Below are 19,739 nucleotides of genomic sequence, written 5' to 3'. Positions count from 1 at the left end.
CGCGCGCAGCTTCGATCCATGCTGCTTCGCGCAATTTTTGACCAAGCCAAGGAACATTCCGGCACGGTGGCGGTTCGGCGCAAGGAACTTACCTTTGAACAGCATAGGCGGCAGTTTCGTGGGATCGAAAAAAGTTCGTGTTGGTATCGTTGGAGTGGGCAATTGCGCATCCTCCCTGGTGCAGGGCCTCTCCTATTATCGCCATGCCAAAAGCAACGAACCAATCCCGGGGCTGATGCATGCCGATCTCGGTGGCTATCACGTCGACGACATCGAAATTGTCTGTGCGTTCGATGTCGCCAGAAGCAAGGTCGGCCGTGACGTCGCGGATGCGATCTACGCTCCCCCCAACAACACGTTCCGCTTTGCCGACGCGCCGACGACCGGCGTTCTAGTCGAACGCGGGCCGACGCTTGACGGGATCGGCAAATATCTGCGCGACGAAATCGAAGAAGCGCCCGGACCGGTTGCCAATGTCAGCGAGATCCTGCGCGACAGCGGAGCCGATGTGTTGGTCTCCTACCTGCCGGTGGGTTCGGAAGAGGCTACGCACTTCTACGCTGAATGCGCGCTCGAGGCCGGCTGTGCCTTCGTCAATTGCATACCGGTTTTCATCGCCTCGCGTCCGGAATGGCGCCGGCGCTTCGAGCAACGTGGGCTGCCGCTGGTCGGCGACGATATCAAGAGCCAGGTCGGCGCCACCATCGTGCACCGGTTGCTGGCCAATCTCTTTCGCGAGCGCGGCGTGCGCATCGATCGCACCTATCAGCTGAATTTCGGCGGCAACACCGATTTTCTCAACATGCTCGAACGCGAGCGGCTGGAATCGAAGAAGATCTCCAAGACGCAATCGGTAACCAGCCAGCTCGATGTTCCCCTGGAGCCGGGCAACATCCATGTCGGACCCAGCGACCACGTGCCTTGGCTCACCGACCGCAAATGGGCCTACATCCGCGTCGAAGGCACGACCTTCGGCGGCGTGCCGCTGAATGCCGAGCTCAAGCTGGAAGTGTGGGATTCGCCCAATTCAGCCGGCGTGGTGATCGATGCGGTGCGCTGCGCCAAGCTCGCGCTCGACCGCGGCATTGCCGGGGCGCTGACGGGTCCTTGCAGCTATTTCATGAAATCGCCACCCGAACAGTTCACCGACGCCGAAGCGCGCCAGCGCACGCTCGCTTTCATCGCCGGCAAGGACGAGCCATTGCTGGATGCCGCGGAATGACGACGACGTTCTTTTTGATCCGCCATGCGGCGCACGACAATGTCGGCTCGTACCTTGCGGGCCGCATGGCCGGTGTATGTCTCGGCGAGGCCGGCAAGGCTCAAGCCGAGCAGCTTGGCGGCCGCATGGCCCGTGAGACGATTGCAGCCATTCTATGCAGCCCGCGCGAGCGCACGCAGGAGACGGCGGTTCCGATCGCTCTCGCTTGCGGTGTCGGCGAAATCGCGATCCGCGCCGAACTCGACGAGATCGACTTCGGCGACTGGTCGGGGAAGACTTTCGACGAATTGAACGGCGATGCCAGTTGGCGCGCGTGGAACGATCAGCGGCAGGAGGCCCGGACACCGAGCGGCGAGACCATGCTGGATGTCCAGGAGCGCATCGTCTCGCTGATGAACGGCATCCGCGAGCTGCATCAGAACCAATGTGTCGCCCTGATCAGCCACGCCGATGTGATCAAGGCCGCCGTCTGCAAGGTGCTTGGCTTGCCGGTAGGCGACTGCTTTCGCTTCGACATCGATCCCGCCTCGATCACGACGATCGTATCGGGCGACTGGGGCTCGAAGCTCCTGCGATTGAACGAAGCTGCCTGACGAGGAAATTCCCCATGCGGATGGTCATTTTCGGTCTTACCGTCACGTCTTCATGGGGAAACGGCCATGCCACGCTGTGGCGTGGGCTGATCCGCGCCCTCGCCCGGCTGGGCTGGTCGATCACCTTTTTCGAACGCGACACCCCCTATTATGCCGGGACCCGCGATCTGGATCAGCTCGATGGAGGCAACGTCGTCATCTATCCGGACTGGGAGGACATCCGCCGCGTCGCGGAACGGGCGATGAAGCAAGCGGATGTCGTGGTCGTCACCTCTTATTGTCCCGACGCCGTCGAGGCTTCGCGCCTCGCGCAGCAGGCATGCCGCGGACTGCGTGTCTTTTACGATCTCGATACTCCAGTCACGCTTGCCCGCGTCGAACAAGGTGAGCGGCCGCCCTATTTCGGACCTGAAGGCCTTGCCGACTACGACCTCGTCCTGAGCTACACCGGCGGCCCGGCGATCGAGGCGCTGAAGACGGTGCTGGGCGCGCGCCAGGTGATGCCGCTCTACGGGCATGTCGATCCGGACCAGCACCGGCCGGCAGAGAAGCGGGCCGAATTCGCCGGTGATCTGTCTTATCTCGGGACCTACGCGGCGGATCGCCAGGCCGGCGTCGAAGAGCTTCTGGTTCGCCCGGCCGCGCGCCTGCCCGACCAGCGCTTCATCATCGGCGGCGCACAATATCCGCAGGAATTCCCATGGAGCGACAACATCTTCTTCGTCAGGCATCTGCCGCCCGCCGACCATCCGGCGTTCTTCTCCTCGTCGCGACTGACACTGAACGTCACCCGCGAAGCGATGGCGCAAAAGGGCTGGTGCCCCTCGGGACGGCTCTTCGAGGCGGCCGCGTGTGGGGCTGCCATCGTCACCGACGCATGGCCAGGCCTCGCGGAATTCTTCGAACCCGGCCGCGAAGTGCTGTTGGCGCGCGACACGGATGATGTGGTCGCGGCACTGCAATTGCCGGAGTTCGAACTGGACGGCATCCGAAGGCGAGCTCGCGAACGGGTCTTGGGCGAGCACACTTCCGCCAAGCGCGCAGCGGAACTGGACAAAATCCTGGCCGATGCCTTGCGAAACCCAGTCGGCGAACCGATGAAGGAAGCAGTCTGATGTTGGGCATCGTGCCCGCTGCCGGACGCGGCAGCCGCATTCAACCGCTCGGCTTCTCGAAGGAGCTGCTGCCGGTCGGCAGCCGGATCGACGGACAGACCGAACGTCCCTGCGCCGTGAGCGAGTATCTGGTACGGCGTATGGTCCAGGCCGGCGTCGACAAGATTTGCTTCATCATCGGGTCGGGCAAATCCGACATCCTCGAATATTATGCCGCCGGCTATGGTGAGGCGGCAGCGCTCTTCGTGGTGCAGCCCCAACCCGTAGGTCTCTGCGATGCGATTTTCCGGGCAGCGCCCCTCGTCGCGCCCGACGAGGTCGTCCTCGTCGGCCTTCCAGACACGATCTGGTTTCCCGAGGACGGTTTCTGTCACTTGCCTGACGATCAGCTTTCATTTCTGCTCTTCCCGGTGGATAGCCCGGAATTCTTCGACGCCGTCGTTACCGATGATGACGAGCGGGTGATCGAAATCCAGGTCAAGCGGCAGGACGCCGCCACGAACTGGGTTTGGGGCGCGTTCAAGATGCCCGGCCATATCCTGCATCGGCTTGCTGCACTCTGGCGCGAGCGGGATGGTCGTGACGAATATATCGGCACGCTGATCAACGCCTACCTTGCGGGCGGGGGGGTGGCCTATGGTGTCAAGGCAGGGTCCGCTTATGTCGATGTCGGTACTTTCAATGGGTATCGCACAGCTCTGCGGTTGCTTGAAAACGGCGTCCCGTCAGCTCATCAGCAGCCCGCAACGATCATGCCCGGCGCGCATTCGCATGTGCCTGTCGTTCCGGGTGAAGGAGCCTGACCATGTTGCATTCCCATGCCGAAATCCGCCAGCGCATCGACGCGCTCGGCCCGTGGTTCCACAATATGGACCTGGCCGGCGTCGAAACCGCGCCCGACCACTTTCTCGGCAACTACCCGCTGATCAAATGGCGCAAATTCGCCGATGCCATACCCGCTGATCTGACCGGCAAGACCGTGCTGGATATTGGCTGCAATGCCGGCTTCTACTCGATCGAGATGAAACGGCGGGGCGCCGCCCGTGTCCTCGGGATCGATTTCGACGAGGCCTATCTGGCGCAGGCCCGCTTTGCCGCCGAGATAGCGGACTGTGATATCGAATTCCAGAAGCTGTCGGTCTACGACGTCGGTGCCCTGCGCGAGACATTCGATGTCGTGCTGTTCATGGGGGTGCTTTACCATCTGCGCCACCCCTTGCTCGCACTCGACCTGATCCGTGAGCACGTCGCCGGCGACCTGTTGATCTTTCAGTCCATGCAGCGCGGCAGCAAGGACCTGCCCGCGTTGGAAGAAAACTATCATTTCTGGACGCATGATCTGTTCGACCAGCCGGAATTTCCCAAGCTGCATTTCATCGAACACCGCTATGCCGACGATCCGACCAACTGGTGGATACCGAACCGGGCCTGCACCGAAGCGATGCTGCGCAGCGCCGGTTTCGAGATCGTTCTGCATCCCGAGCAGGAGGTCTATTTCTGCCGCGCTGCCGGCGATCCGGCCGGCGGTGGCGCGATATATCCGTCGAAAGGAAAGCTCCATGATTGAAGCCGCGATGATCTGGAACGAGCCCAACAACAAATCGCATTGGGACCCCGAGCTCGACCCCGATTGGAGCCGCTTTGCCAGGATGGCAATCCTGTCGGCGGACGCGATCGCATCCGAGAACCCGGCTCTGACAAAAGTGCTTGGCGGCATCTCGCCGATAGACCCCGGCTTTATCACGCGCATGAAGGAATTCGGCGTGCTGGACCATGTTGACGCCGTCGCTGTTCACGGCTTTCCCCTCGACTGGAACCTGTGGCAAATTCAGGAATGGCCGCAGAAGATCGGTGAGATCGCGACCGTCACCGACCTCCCCATCTGGGTCAGCGAGGTCGGCGTATCGACCTTCGGGGCCGAGGAAATACAGGTCTGGGGGCTCAAGCGCACCGCCGAATTGCTGCTCGGCAACGCACCGCGAATCCAGTGGTACAGCCTCTATGACCTTCCGCGCGAATGGGAAGCAACGACGCGGCATCGCGAGGCGGAGGGATCTTCCTATTACCGCCATTTCCACATGGGGCTGCTGCGCCAGGACGGTACGCCAAAACCGGCGCTGGAAGAATTCCTACGCTACACACCCGCAATGGGCCTGGTGCAGTGGTTTCATTTCGAGGACCCGCGGCTGGACGATGCCGTCGCCTGGATGAAGCGGCTCGGCGTGACCAATATGCGCACGGGGCTTTCCTGGGCCGACAGCTTCAGGCCGAATGCGTTGGACTGGTTCGACCGACAGATGGAAGCACTCGCCGCTTTCGACGTCACGGTCACCTTCTGCTTCACGCCCGAGCATCGCGGAATGATGCCTCACCACACCAGCCCTCCGCTGGTGCCCGAGGAATTCGCCGAGTTCTGTGCAACGATGATCCGCCGCTACGCGCCCGGCATGATGTCCGCCTCGCTCCCGACGCAGCGGGCCTCGGCTGCGTGAGGCTCTCATGCGACCCGGTCCGCGATCATTGGATGCACTGACCGAAGTCAAGGCTCTCGGCCCCTTCGAGATCGGCGCCAGGTCGTGCGCAACCGCCCTCGTCCATCCCGCACCATGGCTCGGCCGGCCATGACGCTCACCGTCCTCAATGTCGCCTATCCCCTCGCGCCTGTCGGACCGGATGCGGTCGGGGGTGCCGAACAGGTCCTGTCGATGCTCGATCGGGCGCTGGTTGGCGCGGGTCATCGGTCTATCGTCGTCGGCTGCCGGGGCTCCAGCGCGAGCGGCACGCTTGTGGAAACGCCAGCGGAAGGCGGCGTGCTCGACGAGGTGGCGAAGAGCCGCGCGCAACAGGCTCATCGAACCGCGATCGCCGCTGCCCGCGCCAGGTGGCCGATCGATGTGGTTCATCTGCATGGCATCGATTTCGATGCCTATCTGCCCGACGATGGCCCGACCTTGGTGACCCTTCACCTGCCGCTGGACTGGTATCCGGCCGGGGCACTGCGGCCGACGCGCGACGACCTGTGGCTTCACGCAGTCTCGGCCGCCCAGCAGAAAACCGCGCCACCCGGCGCCAAACTGGCGCCGCCAATTCCGAATGGAGTAGACATAGAGGCGCTCAGCCTGCTGCAGCCGAAGCGCGACTTCGCACTGGCCCTGAGCCGTATCTGCCCGGAAAAGGGCATCCACCTGGCGCTGGACGCGGCCAAGCAGGCAGGGGTGCCGCTGGTGGTCGGCGGCCAGGTCTATCCCTATGAAACGCACACGCGTTACTTTCGCGACGAGGTCCAACCTCGCCTCGACGGCCGCCGCCGCTTTCTTGGTCCGCTCGGTTTCACCGCCAAGCGGCGCTTTCTCAACGCAGCACGCTGTCTGGTCATCCCGAGCCTTGCCGCCGAGACCAGCTCCCTCGTCGCCATGGAGGCGCTGGCCTGCGGCACACCGGTGATCGCCTTTCCGAATGGTGCGCTTCCCGACGTGATCGAGCACGGCAAGACCGGTTTTCTCGTCAATACGGTCGACGAGATGGCACAAGCCATCGTTGCGGCGTCAAGCCTGGACGCCGAGACATGCCGCGCCGAGGCGCGACGGCGGTTCTCGCTGGAGCGAATGATCTCGTCTTACATGGATGCCTATCAAGCATTGGCACGACTTGGCACCGATGCCGGGCGCCTCGCCGTCACACCGTGAGCAAGCCTGTGTTGCGCGGCGAGATCATCGATGATCCGGCGCAATTCGATACGCTTGCGGCGGATTGGTGGGGACTGTGGGAGCAGAGTTCCTCGGCGACGCCGTTTCAATCTCCTGCGTGGCTGGTGCCATGGTGGCGCACATTCGGGCCCGGCGACCTGGCGACGGTCGCGGTCTGGCGCGGAAGCGACCTGATAGGGCTAGCGCCGCTTTATCTAGAGCACCGAACCGCCGGCTCGAAACTGCTTCCGGTCGGCATTTCGCTCAGCGACTATCTGGATATCCTGTGTGTTCCCGGCACCGAAGACCAGGTCGCGGCCATTGTTGCCGAAAAGATCCTCTCGGTCGGCTGGTCGCAGTGGATCCTGTCGGATTTGCCGGAAGGCGGCGCCGGTCTTGCGATTGCGCATCCCGATCTGAAGGCGGGGCGGCCAGCCGCTCATGGTGCTTGCCCCGTGCTCGCCATCGCCGGAGACGATACCCTTGCAGGCTGTGTACCCTCCCGGCGCCGGCGCCAGTTGCGACGGGCGCGGCAGGCCGCATCCAGACGCGGCCGGATCGCGTTGTCGTCGGCACGGGGCGATCCCCAAACCTTCCTCGATCAGTTGATCCGCCTGCACGACGCGCGCTGGGCCGGACACGGAGGTGGCGTGTTGGCCGACGCGGCTGCAAAGGAATTCCACAGGCGCTCACTTCCCTTGCTCGACACTCGCGGCCTGGTCCGATGCTGGCTTTTGGCAATCGATGGCAGGACGGTCGGGGCCTATTACGGCTTCCACCATCGCGGTCGTGCCTATGCCTATCTCGGGGGCTTCGACCCCGCCTATGCCGAAGAGAGCCCAGGGGCGATCCTGATCGGCCACGCGATCGCGGAATCGATCCGCGAAGGTGCGCGCGAGTTCGATTTCCTGCGCGGCCAGGAAGCCTACAAATACGGCTGGGGCGCCATCGACAGGTGGACGATGCGCCGGGTCTGGACGCGGAGTTGATACCATGCCTGCAACCAAGCCAAAATCCGCTCCGCGCCGCACTACGATCAGATCGGCTGTTGAAGACTGCATGGCGGATAGTGTCTGCGCCGAAGCAGTCGTCGCCAGGCTGGCGCTTCACCTGCAGACGGGGATCAGGGCGGCGGAACTGGCAAAGATCGTGCTGGATATCGTTCCGTCGAATGCGCGAGACGCGGAAAGGCTGCAAGAGATAGCCGGGTTGCTTCGCCGCAAGCCAGATGTTTTTGCAACGTTGCGAGCGACGGGAGCGGCCGTTCGGCACACACGCGACGACGGGGAGACCGGTGCCGCCGTCGTCACGCGGCTGGCCTCGAGCTTCGATGCGGCGGCAGCGATTTCGGAGACAGCAAGTGTCCAGCTCGCATCCCTAGGGGATGAGGAAAGGCTCTCAGCCACGACCGACGAAGTCGTCGCCTGGCTCAAGCAGCAGGACTTCTCCGGAACCCGCCGGGATATTCTGGACATTGGTTGTGGCATCGGCCGTTTCGAGCATGCGCTTTCCAACTCCTTCAACCGCATGATCGGCATCGACATATCCTCGCGGATGATCTCCATCGCCTCCGAGCGGTGCGCCGCGCTGGGCAATGTCGAGTTGCGGCAAACCTCCGGTCTCGATTTGAGCGAATTCGACGACGGCAGTTTCGATTGCGTGCTGGCGGTTGACAGCTTTCCTTATCTGGTTCTGGCGGGCATGGCCGAGCGGCATTTCGATGAGATCGCACGCGTTCTGAAACGGCCTGGCTGGCTCGCCTTGCTGAACTATTCCTATCGCGGATCGCTTTCGTGGGACCGCGCCGACATCGGCCGCCTGGCGGAAGCTCACCAAATGCGGGTCGTCATCAATGGCGAGAAGCCGTTTCGGTCATGGGATGGCGAGGCTTTCCTACTTGCTCGTGGCGGCGGAACATTACTGCGCGCCGCCAGTTCGGACGTCGAACCAGAGGCGCCGAAGATCGGCACCGACCCGAAGGAGGAAATCATGGCACCCGCGGCAAGAAAGATCGGCTGCGGGAAGCAGCACGGCGATGAGCGTGGGCTGGACCGCAATCTCGTCAAGTCCGATCAATATCAGGATCATGCCGCCGACCAGGCGCCGAAGAACGCCGTCACCCCATGTCCTTTGCCTGCAGCGTAAGGCCAAGGAAATAAAGCTGTGCAAGGATTGGCGGCAACCCTGCCGGGGGCGGACATCGCCTTGTAATGTCCGGCGTTTGTCACCACACTAAAGTCAGGGACTGCTGGTTATCAAGAGAATATGGATGTCTCACTCGAGCGACGATACCGCGGACCCGCAATTCGGTCTGGCCATGGATCAGAAGATCACTTCTCTCCTGGACGCCATAGAGCAGGAAAAAATTCCAGACCGGCTAACCAGGCTGGCCATGGAGTTGCAAAACGCGCTGGTTGAGAAACGTCGACGTGACGTGCAGAACTGATTATCTGCGGCTGTCACCCTCCATATCGAGTTGACCATCCGATAGATGATTTCGTCTTTCGATTAGTGTCTGCAACGAACTCTCCCCAAGCAACTCGAGAATATTGGCGCGGGCACGGTTCAGCCGACTTTTTACCGTCCCCACCGCGCAGCCGCATATCTCGGCCGTTTCTTCATAACTCACCCCCAGAACGCCAATCAGCATCAGAACCTCGCGTTGGTGTTCCGGTAACTTTTGTATGGCGGCGTGGACTTCCTTGCTTTGAACGCTCCATTCCTGGGTGGCTTCCGAAATCGGTCGGGACGACGCGCAGTCGAGCAGGCCTGGCGCTTCCCGGGCAGCGATCTTGACCCGGGTGTAGTACGTGTTGCGCATGATGGTGAAGAGCCACGACTTCATGCGTGTGCCGGGTTCGAACTTGTCGATGTTGGCGAGACCCTTGGTCAGTGTCTCCTGTACCAGATCGTCGGCATCGTCGGGGACGCGGCAGAAGGTACGCGCGAAAGCCCGCATGGCGGGTATGAGCTCAACGATGGAAACTTCATTGGTTTCTTGGTCGGCCAAAATGTAGCCTCCGGATGACAATGGTCCAGCTCCCAGAAGAAGAGTGTATGAACGCAGCCCCTGCTAAATGCATGGAAGTTTGGTTCGTTCCTCGCGCTGAAGACAACTCTTCAGAAATTCCGCGCAGCGGGGGCATCTTACCCAATCGGCCCATGCCGTCGCCGCGATAGGGATGGCGCCTTGGGCGATGCACGCGCGCAGCGGTTCTTTCACGGGAACAAAGCCGCGCACCGGCAGTTTGACGTCCTGAGTACTTCCACCCCCCTCCGGCATCAAAACGAGGATATGTCATGGCCAAATCCGCCCGTCGCTCCGCTCGCCAATCGGCAAGTGGTCAGGAACCGGATAGCGCGCGCGGAAACGGCGGGGAATTGCACCAGATCGCCGGGGGTGAGACGCCCACTCTGACCACGGCGCTCGGAACACCGGTCTCCGACGATCAAAACACATTGCGGATCGGCGAACGCGGACCAGCGCTGATCGAGGACTCTCATTTTCGCGAGAAGATTTTCCACTTCGACCACGAACGCATTCCCGAAAGGGTCGTCCATGCCCGCGGCTACGGCGCGCATGGTTACTTCGAAACCTACGAGTCTCTGGCCAAATACACGCGTGCCGATATTTTCCAGAGGGCCGGCGAAAAGACACCGGCCTTCGTGCGCTTCTCGACGGTTGCCGGCAACAAGGGCTCGTTCGATCTCGCCCGCGACGTCCGCGGCTTCGCGGTCAAGCTCTACACCAGGGAAGGCAATTGGGATCTGGTCGGCAACAATATCCCGGTTTTCTTCATCCAGGACGCGATCAAGTTTCCCGACCTGATCCATGCCGCCAAACAGGAGCCGGACCGGGCCTTTCCTCAAGCCCAGACCGCTCACGATAATTTCTGGGACTTCATCAGCCTGATGCCGGAATCGATGCACATGGTGATGTGGATCATGTCGGATCGCGCGATCCCGCGCTCCTTCCGCTTCATGCAGGGCTTTGGCGTCCACACGTTCCGCCTGGTCAACGCGAAAGACGAATCCACCTTCGTCAAATTCATCTGGAAGCCAAAGCTCGGCATGCAATCGGTGGTCTGGAATGAGGCGGTCAAGATCAATGGCGCCGATCCAGACTTTCACCGTCGCGATCTATGGGACGCCATCCAGTCCGGCAATTTCCCGGAATGGGAGTTGACGGTGCAATTGTTCGATCAGGCGTTTGCCGACAGCTTCGACTTCGACATTCTGGACGCAACCAAGATCATTCCTGAAGAGGTGCTCGAACCGATCCCGGTCGGGCGGCTGGTGCTTGACCGGATGCCGGATAATTTCTTCGCGGAGACCGAGCAGGTTGCCTTCATGACGCAGAATGTGCCGCCCGGAATTGACTTCTCCAACGATCCGCTTCTGCAGGGCCGCAACTTCTCCTATCTCGATACCCAGTTGAAACGGCTGGGCAGCCCGAACTTTACCCATCTTCCGATCAATGCGCCGAAGTGCCCGTTCGCCCATTTCCAACAGGACGGACACATGGCTATGCGCAATCCGGTCGGTCGGGCCAACTATGAACCGAATTCATGGGGGCTGGGACCGCGCGAGGATCCGCAACGCGGCTTCCGTTCCTTCGCCGATGCCGAGGAAGGGCAGAAGGTGCGTCTGCGCGCGGAAAGCTTCGCCGATCACTACAGCCAGGCCCGGCAATTCTTCAACAGCCAGACACCGCCGGAGCAGCGCCACATCGCCATGGCGCTGACCTTCGAATTGAGCAAGGTCCAGGCACCTGCGATCCGCGAACGCATGGTTTCGCATCTGCTGAACATCGACGAAACCCTGGCGACCACCGTCGCCGACAAGCTTGGCATTCGGAATATGCCCGACCCCGCGGAGGCAGCCGTTCCGACGCGCGACGACCTGCCGCCTTCGCCGGCGCTCAGCATCATCGAGAACGGGCCTGACAGTTTCAAGGGCCGCAAGGTCGGCGTCCTGCTTAGCAATGGAACCGACACCGCGCTGTTCGAAGAGCTCCGTTCCGCCATCGAAACGGAAGGGGCCGTGATGGAGGTGATCGCGCCCAAGGTGGGCGGCGTCGACGCGGCTGACGGCACTCACATCGAGGCCAGGCACATGATCGACGGCGGCCCGTCTGTGTTGTTCGACGCCGTGGTGCTGCTCCTCTCCAAGGAGGGTGCCGAGATGCTGCTCGACGAGGCGGCCGCGAGGGACTTCGTGTCAGATGCCTTCGCGCATTGCAAATTCATCGGCTTCACAGCGGCGGCCCAACCTCTCCTGGCCAAGGCGGGCGTGGCGCCCGATGCCGATGAGGGGCTGATCGGGCTTGATACCGCAGGTTCCGTGAAGACGTTTATAGAGGCGTGCCGCAAACTGCGGCTGTGGGCACGGGAGACCGCCGTCAAGCTTTGATGTGGAGAGCAAGCGCTGTCACACCGGCGCATGGCTGCAAGGCCGGTATGCAGCCATGCCTAGGCCCTATGGTTGGTGGGCCTCTCTGGCGGCCTGTTCTCGCTGCTGTTTCAGGACCTCGTCCGTCCCGACCACCTTCTTTGCTCCGCCTGGAATTGCTGTGGACACCACCGCGGGTGGGTCGCTTGCCGGAAAAGAATCCTCCAACCCTGCCTGCAGTTGATCCTCGAGCGTCTGCGGTTCTTCGGAGCGGCCGGGCGTCCTGCGTGTATCCATCTTCTCCAGCGACTGTTTCTTCTTTGGTGACTCATTGGCTTCGCGGATCAAGGCATAAAGCTGCTCGATCGCGAATTCCTTGATCGTTTCGAAATCGGGCCGATCGTCCTTCGTCGCCTCTATCTGATCGACCATGGCCTTCTCGAACCGCCCAAGGCTTTCACCGCCGCAGGCGTGGGAAAGGCGCAGCAATGCCTCGTGCAGCATCATCGGGGTGAAGTAAGCCGACGCTTCAAGCCTGAGTTGCCGCAGACGATCCGGAGTGGCAGCCTGGAATTTTGACATGGAAGGTGTCCTTTCTCTCACGAGCGTGTCAACGACAGTTGATCGCCGATGTTCCACCACGCCTGAACATACCTGATGTCCAGCGACCTACCGGAACCAGCTTGCCGGCCTCCGGAACCGTCCATGATCTTGCGTGACTGGTCATGATGAGCCGGTTCTCCCACAAGGCGCCCGGCGGCCGTTTTCCAGCATGTCACGAATTTCTTGTGATGAAGGAATGCAGGTCCGGCACGCGCCTGCCAACCGATCGAGCGGACGGCGTTGCCCGACGCCATCGCGGCTCATCGGCGACCTGGCAGCAAGAACGCCGCCCGATCAGTCGCCCCAGGGAGAAGAGCGACTTCGGGCGGCGCGCCGAGCCACTGGCTCATTTGTTGCAGTTCTGCATGTTCGACGTGGTGTTGCCGCTGGCGGTGTTGTTGTCGATGTCGTTGCCCGCGGCATCCTTGCAACGGTCGGTCATGCCGTTCGACTTGGTTGTCGAATTTGTCGTGCTCGGGTCGGCGGGCGTGGTCGTCGCACCGGAGCCTGTGCCGACGCCAGTGCCGGTCGTGGTGCCGCCACTGGTGGCGCCGGACGTCGAGCCTGAACCATTGCCGGATCCGGTGCCGTTCGACTGTGCCATTGCCGACGTGGCCAGAGCGACCGTAAGCACGGTGGCGGAGAGAAGTTTGGTGATCATCGGAGCATCTCCTTTGGTTGTGTACTGCTTCCACCAAACCTGTCTTTCCCGGATATGTTCCGAGTGAAACGCTCTTCAGCCAAATTCTCATGGATGGGTTCTTGTGCCGATGCGAACGCTTTCGGCGCGCCTGGGTTTGCGTCCAGGGGTCGGCGACGGGCGCTGGATCGCCACGCAGATCAAGCGCGCGATCGCGCCTTAATGCGCTATGCGGCTCCGTTCAGGAGGACCGAACATCAGTGGCCGGGCGCAGGCGCCGCTCGACGGAAACGCGGGAGCAGCATTGGGACGCGTTGGGCATATGCCTCATATTCAGGGAAGGTCTGTCGAAGGATACCTTCCTCGTTGCGGGCGCGCCGGTACTGCAGAAGAAACTGAAGCGCACCGAGGACCACCATCAGCGCTGAAAAATGCGAGAGGATCATCCCGAGAACGAATGCCAACTCACTAACGTATAGCGGATGGCGAACAACCGAGTACGGACCGGAGGTGACCAGCTGTCGGGCCGTAGCCATGATCGAGAAGGAGCGGCCCAGCCAATAGAGGCAAAACACCGAGCTGACCATCCCGATGAAAATCAAGCCGAGCGCCACCATTTGCACGGCGTCGCTTTCCAATGCCGGTGTCAGAAACATTGCAACGACGACCATGAACGTCCCGGCCATCGCTGTGATCCTCGGTTCGATTCCCTGAGCGGTTCCTTTTGGCGGGAGTCGGCTGATAGTCAGGAAGACCTGCAAGGCAGACAACACGGTCGCCAGAATTTGATTCAGGACTGCAAGCGCATTTGCCGATACGTTCTGATGGAAATAGGCAAACAGAGGAATCGCGCTGAGAACCGCCAGGACCGTCATGATACAGACGATCGCGATACGGCCGAGAAAATCCTCATTCAACATTTCGCCCTCCCCTCAAAGCGGCACTGAAGCACTACTTGCGCGCGGCGACAAGCAAATGGTTTCCTGAGCGTTAACGGCAAATTGACCCTTAGTCGAAATGTACTTCGAAGCCGCCAAAGCCTCCGGGCTAAAGGTCATGGCGCGCCAGTTAACTGTTTGGACACCATTGCCTTGTGTGCCGGATCACGAAGTGGTTCACTCCTCTCCAGGACGATGTCGTGGATAACAGAGAGATGGAGCCGATGGACCTCTTTGGTCTGCAAGCGCTGCTTATTTGTGCTCTGATCTTCGTGCCGCTTGAACACATCCTCGCGCTCCGGACGCAGCAAAAGATACTCCGAAAGGGTCTCGGCACCGATGTGATCTACGCGGTGGTGAACGGCGCGTTCCTCAAGATCTGCCTCGTCCTAATCGCGGCAGCGGCAATGAGCGCCTCGGCGATATTGGTTCCGCAGAGGATAACGGTGACGGTGAGCAGTCAGGCGACATGGCTCCAGGTCATGGAGATCATTGTCTTGGCCGATATCGGCGTCTACGCCTCACATCGAGCGTTCCATGCAATCCCGGCGCTGTGGCGATTCCACGCAATTCATCATGGGGTCGAGGAGTTGGACTGGATGGTTGCTTTCCGGGCCCATCCAGTAGACCAAATCGTCACCAAGGCCGTCTCGCTTCTGCCGGTGTTCTTTCTGGGATTTTCGTCAAAGGCAATCGCAGTGTACTTCATTATTGCTACCGGGCATGCGCTACTGCTGCACGCCAACGTCAGGATGAAATTCGGGCCGCTCAAATGGCTGATCGCAACGCCGCAATTTCATCACTGGCATCATGCGGATCAACGCGACGCCTATGACAAGAACTTCGCCAGTCATCTTGCCGTCATTGATGCGCTGTTTGGAACGTTCCATGTTCCGGGCTCGAAAATGCCGGAAAAATATGGGGTCGATGAGCCGATCCCGGCGGACTATATCGGCCAGCACGGCTATCCGTTCGTGCGTGGGGGCCAACAACGCCGAAATTCAGCGGATGCCATCGCAAAGCCGGCGGCCGAAACATAAGCCAGACGAAGCAGCGCATCGGCCGCCCAGCGTCCGTCGCTGTCACATCACCAGAGAGCCAGGAACCAAAAAGCCGTATCCGACTTGCAAGGCGATCATGCAAATCGACGCCACCGAGATCGGGACGCCGAACGGAACGACACCTTTGCGATCCAGGTGTTCAACGTAGAGGCGGAACGCACCTTGCGGCAGCAAGAACGGATTTTTCACGACCATGGCCGTGGCGAGGGCGAAAAGCAGCAGCAAGATGGAAAACCCGGCGAGATCATTGCCGCCGACTAGAAACGGCACCACCCCCATCAGCTTGACGTCCCCCGCGCCGACCTTTCGCAGCACCCAAAATGGAAAGAGCGCCACGAACAACACAAGCGCGGCGATGGCGCTCAGCCCCATGTTCCACCACGATCCGGACTGCAGCGACAACAGCAGCAGCGACCCCGCCCCCAGGCAGAGCAGCAGCAGCGCGTCGCGATTGGCTATCTTCTGTGTCGTGAAGTCCAGCCAGGCAACCCTTGCGAGCAAGGGTATCGCGAGCGCCTTCAGCAGCAGCACCTCAACAAGCAGCATGCTAGCGCTCGACGTTCTGCACGCTCGACGACAGCAGCTTCAGATTGTTGGCCACGGTCGGGTCTTTTGGCGCTAGTTCATAGGCTTTGAGGAAACTCGTTCGCGCGTCCTGGAGCTTGCCACGCAGCAGGTAGGAATAGCCGACATTGTTGTAATATTCGGGCGACGCGCCAACTAGCCTGAATGCCCTGGCATAGGCACGGTCAGCAAGGTCGAAACGGCGGATGCGGTCGCAGGAGGCGGCCAGCCCCATCCAGGCGCCACCATCGTTAGGGGCCAGTTGCGTCGCCTTGAAGAACAAGGCGCCGGCATTGCCGTAATTTTCGGCGCGGAACTGGTTCGTGGCTTCTCCTACTGCCTGGTCCGAGGCGTAATATTCGACATCGCTGACCGTCTTCAGCCCGTCAAAGGCATCGCCAAAGGACGTCACGTCGCCCTTCGACGGCTCGTTGGTGCGGACGACCCCCCCGGTGGTGTCCGCACTATTGGTTTGGCAACCGGCAAGCGCCATCAAAAGACTGGCTGCGGCTACGGCTGCGAGGCACATTGGCCTTTTCATTTTATCCCCCAAGAGTCCTCCGACTCTGTTTTTTAGAACCAAAGCATATACCTACTCAGAAGAAAATGCCCTTCATGCGAATGAGTACGGGCAACATGACGACCATCATCACGACTGGAAAGATGCAGAGCCCTAACGGGATCATCATCTTGACCGGCAAGGCGTTGGCACGCTCCTCGGCGTTCATAATTCTCTGGGTGCGCATCTCGTCGCTATAAATGCGCAAGGCGTCTGTGAGACTGGTGCCCAGTTCTTCCGATTGGCGAAACAGGACGGCCAAGGCGCGCGCCTCTTCCAGCCCGATGCGGTCCGCGAGTTCTCGCAGTGCCTCGCGCAACGGTTTGCCCGCACGCAACTGCAGGGTCACGATCGAGAGTTGAATGCCCAGCCATTTGTGGGTGCCAGCCAATTCAGCGCCAACACGCTCCACGGCCGCTTCGAGGCTCATCCCAGCGTCAGCACAGGTGATCATCATGTCCATGAAGTCGGGAAAGCCGCGCCGATAAACCTGTTTTTGCCCGCTCTCGAAGCGGTCGAGAGCAATGCTGGGAATGACCAGGCAGCCAAGCCCGATCAAGGCTGAACCCGCAAATGCCAGGAAACCAGGCAATTGCGTCGGCAAAATACGCGATAGAACGGCGTAACAGGCCAGGAAACCAACACAGACCGCGCCGAGGCGAGTGATCGTGTAAATTGCCGGTGCGCTTGATTGATAGAACCCCGCCCGGAACAATTTCGCTTCCAGGGCATTCGGCTCGCCACGTTCCTTTTCCAGGCCGCGGAAATAGGCATCGACCGGCCGCTGCGCGGAAATCCTGTTGAGCTCCTGCTGGGCATGGAGCGAGCGGCGACTGGTGATTCCCTCGGCTAAAAGGGTTTGAGTGACGAGCTTCCTTGTCTGGAACACCGGGATGAGGATAAAGGCGCCTAGCAAGAAAAATGCCCCTGCCGCCAGGAAGATGGCGAGAGAGAGCAGCGCAGCCGAATTCCCTATGTTGGTAAACACGTCCATGCCCACACTAGAAATCGAAATTGACCATTCGGTACATTACAAAATCGCCCAACAATGCCCACGCACCAAAGATCACGAACACCGGCATGATAATTGGGCTACCCCAGACATCGCCGTAAAAGCTCGGAGCGAGAACTGACAGCACCCCAAGCATTATAAGTGGGAATAGCGATATTATCCAGGCGGACATGCGGCCTTCGGCGGAAAGAGCCCTGATCTTCATGCGCAATTTCCTCCTCTCACGCAATACTGTCGACAGATTCGACAGTATTTCAGTGAGATTGCCGCCGGTCTTGGCCTGAATGGAAAGCGAAACCGAAAGCAGATGCAGGCCCTCAAAACCGACCCGCTCCGACAATTTTCGAACCGCCTGCTCCAGACTGAGGCCAAAACTGATTTCGTCGGAAACGATGCCAAATTCTGTGCCGAGCGGATCGGGCATTTCACGCGCGACAAGTCCTATCGCGACGGTGGTTGGGTGACCGGCGCGCAAAGAACGCACGATCATATCGAGTGCATCTGGAAGCTGGAGTGCAAATTTATTGATGCGCTTGTTCCTGGCTCTTCGCAAAACGAGAATCGGCAGGGCAAATCCGACCATCAGGAAGACGACGACGGCGACAATGACGGATAAGTGCAGAAGCAACGGCAAAAGAAGTGCCAGCACGAAGCCGGCGAGCAGGAAAACTGCCAGGAAAGTTAGTGGATTGCCGGTGATGCCGGATTGCGTATAGAGCCGGTTGAGCGCGATTGCGCCGAAAATGAAGTCCCCCGATGCGGTCAGCCCGCGTTCCTGCAGCAGTCCCTGCAAACTCTGCTCGGCCGGCTTTTCTTTCCCCAGTCGCTGCAAGCGTCGATTTATGATGCCTGCGCGTGCTCGCCGCCCGGCGATCGAAACAAAGAAGGATTCAGCGGCGAGAATGACCGACGCCGCCGCCAGCACATAGATGAAGTAAAGGAGGGTCTGACCGGTCGGCATCAGAGTGGAACCTGCGGATTGAACGCATCTTTTGCGAAATGATACCCCATTGCCGCAGCTTCGGTGGCAAAACGCGGCCGCACACCGGTGGCGCGAAATTCACCGACAATCGCACCGTCAGCGCGGACATCGCGACGAACGAATTGATAGATTTCCTGAAGCTGGACGACATTGCCTTCCATGCCGGTCAGTTCCGATATGGAGGTGACACGCCTGCCGCCGTCCGAGAGCCGTTGTGTCTGTACGATGATATCGATGGCCGAGGCGATTTGCGCGCGAATGGAATCGTTGGTCATCGGCATGCCGGCCATACCGACCATCTGCTCGAGCCGCGAGATCGCGTCGCGCGGCGTGTTGGCGTGGATTGTGGTCATCGAGCCTTCATGGCCGGTGTTCATCGCCTGCAGCATGTCGAAAGCTTCCTCGCCGCGAACCTCGCCGACGATGATGCGGTCCGGCCGCATGCGCAACGCGTTCTTCAGCAATTCGCGCTGGCGCACCTCGCCCCTCCCCTCGACGTTGGGTGGCCGCGTCTCCAGCCGGCCGACATGCGGCTGCTGCAATTGCAGTTCGGCCGCATCCTCGATGGTGATCAGTCGTTCCTTCGAGGGTATGTAGCTCGACAAGGCATTGAGCAACGTCGTCTTGCCACTGCCTGTACCGCCGGAGACCAGGATCGACTTGCGCGCCTGCACGGCGATGCGCAGCAGATCGACCATCGGCTGTCGGATCGAGTTGAACGCCATCAGACGTTCGAGAGAATAAGGGTTCTTGGAGAACTTGCGGATCGAGACCAGCGGCCCGTCCACCGAAATCGGCCGCACCGCGATGTTAACGCGTGACCCGTCTGCCAGCCGGGCATCGACCATCGGCGCCGATTCGTCGACACGCCGACCTATGGCCGAGACGATTTTGTTGATGACGCGTAAGAGATGCGCCTCGTCGCGGAAGCGGATCGCGGTTTCCTCGATCACGCCATATCGCTCGATGAAGACGCGCTTGTGGGTGTTGATCAGAATGTCGGCGATCGAATCGTCTTTCAGCAATGGCTCGATCGGTCCCAGGCCGAGCATTTCGTCGGCAGTGTCGCTGGTCAACTGATCGAGTTCGCGCGCATTCAGCGGCACGCTGTGGCTGCGCACGAACTCGCGCACGATGGGGCGGATCTCGTTCAGTATCTCATCCTTGGACGCGGTTTCGAGCGCGGAGAGATTGAACCTGTCTATCAAATGACGATGCAGTTCGACTTTCAGCGTGAGGAAGTCCTCGCCGTGGGGTTCAATATCAGCAACTGGAGAAACCGCCGGAACGATGGGCAGTACAGTCAGCGGCTCGGCCTTTGTCGCCGCCTGCTGCTCGCTTGCTCCCTTGATAAACCGTCCCAGCATAATCCC

The 19,739-nt window shown here is 60.7% G+C and carries 21 protein-coding genes; 12 read left to right on the top strand and 9 right to left on the bottom strand.

The genetic code is table 11. From position 1 onward, the window contains the following. The first annotated feature begins 118 nt into the window (after positions 1–118). From LB554_RS00315 to LB554_RS00270, 10 genes are all read left to right on the top strand, one after another. Positions 119–1,222, top strand: a complete 1,104-nt coding sequence (locus tag LB554_RS00315; protein WP_224582905.1) for an inositol-3-phosphate synthase — start codon at positions 119–121, stop codon at positions 1,220–1,222. Further along, the gene (locus tag LB554_RS00310) at positions 1,219–1,815 is read left to right on the top strand and encodes a histidine phosphatase family protein (RefSeq protein WP_224582621.1); all 597 of its coding nucleotides are present in this window, start codon (positions 1,219–1,221) and stop codon (positions 1,813–1,815) included. The genes LB554_RS00315 and LB554_RS00310 overlap by 4 nt, the downstream gene beginning before the upstream one ends. A gap of 14 nt (positions 1,816–1,829) precedes the next feature. Then, positions 1,830–2,930: a glycosyltransferase gene (locus LB554_RS00305; protein WP_224582619.1), complete on the top strand. Its 1,101-nt coding sequence runs from the start codon at positions 1,830–1,832 to the stop codon at positions 2,928–2,930. Further along, positions 2,930–3,733: a sugar phosphate nucleotidyltransferase gene (locus LB554_RS00300; protein WP_224582617.1), complete on the top strand. Its 804-nt coding sequence runs from the start codon at positions 2,930–2,932 to the stop codon at positions 3,731–3,733. The genes LB554_RS00305 and LB554_RS00300 overlap by 1 nt, the downstream gene beginning before the upstream one ends. 2 nt (positions 3,734–3,735) lie before the next feature. Further along, positions 3,736–4,497, top strand: coding sequence for a TIGR04290 family methyltransferase (locus tag LB554_RS00295; RefSeq protein ID WP_224582614.1), 762 nt, complete (start codon positions 3,736–3,738; stop codon positions 4,495–4,497). After that, positions 4,490–5,422, top strand: coding sequence for a beta-xylosidase (locus tag LB554_RS00290; RefSeq protein WP_224582613.1), 933 nt, complete (start codon positions 4,490–4,492; stop codon positions 5,420–5,422). The genes LB554_RS00295 and LB554_RS00290 overlap by 8 nt, the downstream gene beginning before the upstream one ends. A 129-nt stretch (positions 5,423–5,551) precedes the next feature. Next, positions 5,552–6,616: a glycosyltransferase gene (locus tag LB554_RS00285; protein WP_224582610.1), complete on the top strand. Its 1,065-nt coding sequence runs from the start codon at positions 5,552–5,554 to the stop codon at positions 6,614–6,616. Continuing rightward, positions 6,613–7,605, top strand: a complete 993-nt coding sequence (locus LB554_RS00280) for a GNAT family N-acetyltransferase (RefSeq protein ID WP_224582609.1) — start codon at positions 6,613–6,615, stop codon at positions 7,603–7,605. The genes LB554_RS00285 and LB554_RS00280 overlap by 4 nt, the downstream gene beginning before the upstream one ends. Before the next feature lie 70 nt (positions 7,606–7,675). Next, the gene (locus LB554_RS00275; protein ID WP_224582608.1) at positions 7,676–8,761 is read left to right on the top strand and encodes a class I SAM-dependent methyltransferase; all 1,086 of its coding nucleotides are present in this window, start codon (positions 7,676–7,678) and stop codon (positions 8,759–8,761) included. Positions 8,762–8,885: 124 nt separating this feature from the next. Continuing rightward, positions 8,886–9,062 carry a hypothetical protein gene (locus tag LB554_RS00270; protein ID WP_224582607.1) on the top strand — a complete coding sequence of 59 codons (177 nt, stop codon included), beginning with the start codon at positions 8,886–8,888 and terminating at the stop codon, positions 9,060–9,062. Here the strand turns inward: LB554_RS00270 and LB554_RS00265 are convergent, their stop codons facing one another. Beyond that, positions 9,063–9,626 carry a sigma-70 family RNA polymerase sigma factor gene (locus LB554_RS00265; protein ID WP_015319164.1) on the bottom strand — a complete coding sequence of 188 codons (564 nt, stop codon included), beginning with the start codon at positions 9,624–9,626 and terminating at the stop codon, positions 9,063–9,065. A gap of 290 nt (positions 9,627–9,916) precedes the next feature. On the opposite strand from LB554_RS00265, the gene LB554_RS00260 reads away from it, so the two are divergent. After that, the gene (locus LB554_RS00260; protein ID WP_224582606.1) at positions 9,917–12,028 is read left to right on the top strand and encodes a catalase; all 2,112 of its coding nucleotides are present in this window, start codon (positions 9,917–9,919) and stop codon (positions 12,026–12,028) included. 66 nt (positions 12,029–12,094) lie between these two features. Here LB554_RS00260 and LB554_RS00255 read toward each other — a convergent pair whose 3' ends face one another. The 3 genes from LB554_RS00255 to LB554_RS00245 form a co-directional block, all read right to left on the bottom strand. Beyond that, complete coding sequence (locus tag LB554_RS00255) at positions 12,095–12,589, bottom strand: hypothetical protein (RefSeq protein ID WP_224582605.1); 495 nt, start codon at positions 12,587–12,589, stop codon at positions 12,095–12,097. A gap of 367 nt (positions 12,590–12,956) precedes the next feature. After that, positions 12,957–13,271 (bottom strand): hypothetical protein, encoded by a 315-nt coding sequence (locus LB554_RS00250; RefSeq protein ID WP_224582604.1) that lies wholly within the window; start codon positions 13,269–13,271, stop codon positions 12,957–12,959. Positions 13,272–13,507: 236 nt separating this feature from the next. Continuing rightward, positions 13,508–14,170, bottom strand: coding sequence for a methyltransferase family protein (locus LB554_RS00245; protein ID WP_140665683.1), 663 nt, complete (start codon positions 14,168–14,170; stop codon positions 13,508–13,510). Between the two features lie 233 nt (positions 14,171–14,403). Here LB554_RS00245 and LB554_RS00240 point away from each other — a divergent pair, with 233 nt between their 5' ends. After that, on the top strand, positions 14,404–15,228 hold the full coding sequence (locus LB554_RS00240; protein WP_140665680.1) for a sterol desaturase family protein: 825 nt from the start codon (positions 14,404–14,406) through the stop codon (positions 15,226–15,228). A 42-nt stretch (positions 15,229–15,270) separates the two neighbouring features. Here the strand turns inward: LB554_RS00240 and LB554_RS00235 are convergent, their stop codons facing one another. Genes LB554_RS00235 through LB554_RS00215 form a run of 5 tightly spaced genes read right to left on the bottom strand, consistent with a single transcriptional unit; the run spans position 15,271 to position 19,733 of the window. Then, the gene (locus tag LB554_RS00235) at positions 15,271–15,795 is read right to left on the bottom strand and encodes a prepilin peptidase (protein WP_140665678.1); all 525 of its coding nucleotides are present in this window, start codon (positions 15,793–15,795) and stop codon (positions 15,271–15,273) included. A 1-nt stretch (position 15,796) separates the two neighbouring features. Continuing rightward, positions 15,797–16,354: a tetratricopeptide repeat protein gene (locus LB554_RS00230; protein WP_224582603.1), complete on the bottom strand. Its 558-nt coding sequence runs from the start codon at positions 16,352–16,354 to the stop codon at positions 15,797–15,799. Between the two features lie 55 nt (positions 16,355–16,409). Then, positions 16,410–17,366: a type II secretion system F family protein gene (locus LB554_RS00225; protein WP_181177949.1), complete on the bottom strand. Its 957-nt coding sequence runs from the start codon at positions 17,364–17,366 to the stop codon at positions 16,410–16,412. A gap of 7 nt (positions 17,367–17,373) precedes the next feature. Then, the gene (locus LB554_RS00220) at positions 17,374–18,345 is read right to left on the bottom strand and encodes a type II secretion system F family protein (protein WP_224582602.1); all 972 of its coding nucleotides are present in this window, start codon (positions 18,343–18,345) and stop codon (positions 17,374–17,376) included. Continuing rightward, positions 18,345–19,733, bottom strand: a complete 1,389-nt coding sequence (locus LB554_RS00215; RefSeq protein ID WP_224582601.1) for a CpaF family protein — start codon at positions 19,731–19,733, stop codon at positions 18,345–18,347. Before LB554_RS00215 ends, LB554_RS00220 begins: the two co-directional genes overlap by 1 nt. Positions 19,734–19,739: the final 6 nt, after the last annotated feature.

It is taken from the genome of Mesorhizobium sp. CO1-1-11 (assembly GCF_020164995.1).
Taxonomy (GTDB): Bacteria; Pseudomonadota; Alphaproteobacteria; order Rhizobiales; family Rhizobiaceae; genus Mesorhizobium; species Mesorhizobium australicum.
This window is presented reverse-complemented; position numbering and strand designations above follow the sequence as displayed.